The sequence below is a fragment of the Kiritimatiellia bacterium genome, from assembly GCA_028715905.1.
In the GTDB taxonomy this organism is placed as follows: domain Bacteria; phylum Verrucomicrobiota; class Kiritimatiellia; order JAAZAB01; family JAAZAB01; genus JAQUQV01.
Map to the genome: position 1 here is coordinate 1 of JAQUQV010000139.1, position 2,590 is coordinate 2,590.

The window sequence follows — 2,590 nt, forward strand, 5'->3', positions numbered from 1 at the left end:
GTTCTTGAAGTGATGCGCAAATGCGGAATAGCAACCAGGCGGTACCGGAAACTGCCAATGGAACTAATGGCTTATTACATTATTTGCATGACGCTTTATGCCAAGGTTTCGCTTCAGGAAGTATTGCGTTGCCTTTTCGAGGGCTGCGACAAACTCCGGTTTAAACTTCCCTGTGGCATAATTACCGGACGCGGCGGAATTCCCAACGCCCGCAACCGTCTGGGGGCGGAGTTTATGCGGGTATTGTTCGAGACGGTATGTTTGCCGATTGCCACCTCGAAAACTATTGGCGCGTTCTATCGCAAGTGGCGTCTGGTCGCGATTGACGGCAGTACGCTTGATCTTCCCGACGAAAAAGCCAATCGTGATTTTTTCGGAAGGCCGGGCGCTTCTCGTGGGGAAGCGGCATTCCCCAAGCTCCGCTTTGTGGCTTTACTGGAAATCGGAACCCACGCTATTTTCGCGGCTGCCCAAGGGGCTTACAAAGAACATGAGAATAGCTTGGCGAAAAAGATATTGTCGCGCTTGAAAGCCGGAATGCTACTGATTGCGGATCGCGGATTCGGTTGTTATCCGATTTACAGCGAAGCGATAAAAACCGGCGCCGATTTGCTGTTCCGCGTGCGCGGCATAATGAAGTTTCCATGCCTGAAAACTTTTGTAGACGGTTCGTATTTGAGCAAGCTTTATCCGTCCCCCAATGACCGCCGCAAAGACATTAACGGAATTACGGTTCGGATAATCGAGTATCGCCTCAAAGGCGGAAAAGAGAAATATGTTCTGATTACCAGTATCCTTGATCCTGAACTCGCTCCCGCTCCTGAACTTGCGGCGGTGTATCACGAGAGATGGGAAATTGAGATGGGCTATGACGAAATAAAAAACCATCTGAAAGAACCGGGCAATTGCCTGAGAAGCAAGACTCCGGAATTGATAATCCAGGAATTTTACGGTTACCTGCTGGCGCATTTCACGATTCGCTCGCTAATGCATCAGGCCGCGTTGAAGACTTCTTGCGATCCTGACTCTTTGTCATTTACCGGTGCCGTTCGGGTTGTATGCCGCAAAATCACTGCGGCGCATTTTCCCCCTACGGCCTGCGCAGATTAAAAAACTTCGCAAAGAAATTATTGACGAAATTGCTCAGCACAAAGTGGTGTCCAGTCGCGGCCTGTCCCGTGAACGCGCAGTCAAGCGAAAAATGAAAAATTGGCAAATCAAAAAAGACTTTTCAACCAAAATCGCTCCGAATAAACCGGTTATTCGAATTAAATGAGCAGTATTGAGGCTAAGCGGTCAGGTTTATTTTCATGTAGCGTCATTCACTTCGATTCAGGTCCAAATGGACGGAACCGACGAAAGCAGCACCGATACATCAGGATACATCATGAGCAACGATTACCGCAATAAGGCAGCCGCATTTGCCGCCGGGGAAAAGGCATTCCGTCTGGGATTCCTCCCCACCGAACAGTCGAACCCGCTCACGCGGGGGCTCGATCGCATCATGGCGGCCGACACCCCCGCCGGAGTCCGGATACTCCAGCGGGTTGACCGGGAAGTCCTGGCCATGGCCAGGAAAGTCCTGGCCGGAACCGGATTCAAAGCCCTGATCGAGGCCGGAACGGCCGCCATTGTCAACGGCCATAAAATCATCTTTTCCGGCTGCGGCGCGACCGGGCGGTTAAGTATTCTGCTGGAGGCCATGTGGAGGCGTTTCTTGATCGATCTGCAAACCCGGCAGCCCGAGACCCGGCCATGGGCATCAGAACTCGAAAATGCAGTCGAAAGCATTATGACCGGCGGTGATTACGCCCTGATCCGCGCAGTCGAATTCTTCGAAGATTATGCCGAATTCGGCCGGCAGCAGGTGCGGGAAGCGCAAATGACTGCCGGCGATATTCTCGTAGCGATCACCGAAGGCGGTGAAACCTCATCCGTGCTGGGAACGGTCAGCGAAGCGGCCCGGCGCGGCGCCCGGGTATTTCTCCTCTTCAATAATCCCGCCGAACTGCTGCGCACTCATCTGGAGCGGTCGCGCGAGGCCATTGAAAACCCTGCCGTAACCGTGCTCGACCTCCACTGCGGCCCGATGGCCATTGCCGGTTCCACCCGGATGCAGGCCACGACTTCCGAACAACTTATCGCCGGAGCTGCGCTGGAACTTATCCTCGGCAACGTCCTTCAGGCGCGGGAACGACAAGCCGCACCGGCCGGATACCGCCGGCCGGCCGATTATGCGGCGGATTTCGCCGCCCTGCTCAATGAACTCGAAGCCGAAGCCGCGGTCAAAGCGCTGGCCGGATATATTGATTTCGAAACCGACATCTATTTCCATAACGGTCTCGTCACCTATCTTGCCGACGACTATCTGCTCGACATCTTCACCGATACCACCGAACGTTCGCCCACCTTCATGCTGCCGCCGTTCCGCAAACGCGGCGATGAAATTTCGCCGTGTTCCTGGGCATTCGTTAAACATCCCTCGCTCGCCACGCCCGAAGCCTGGCAGCACTGTCTTTCCCGTCCGCCGCGCTGCCTGAACTGGACCGCCGGCGACTATCGGCGGCTGGGAGCCGGCGCCGCCATTGCC

General features: G+C 54.7%; 2 protein-coding genes. Both read left to right on the forward strand.

Annotated elements, in window-relative coordinates:
• Positions 1-1,110: IS4 family transposase (locus tag PHP98_12250; protein ID MDD5484400.1), on the forward strand; the 1,110-nt coding region annotated here is incomplete at its 5' end.
• 232 nt (positions 1,111-1,342) lie between these two features.
• On the forward strand, positions 1,343-2,590 hold a 1,248-nt coding region (locus tag PHP98_12255), incomplete at its 3' end, for a sugar phosphate isomerase (protein MDD5484401.1).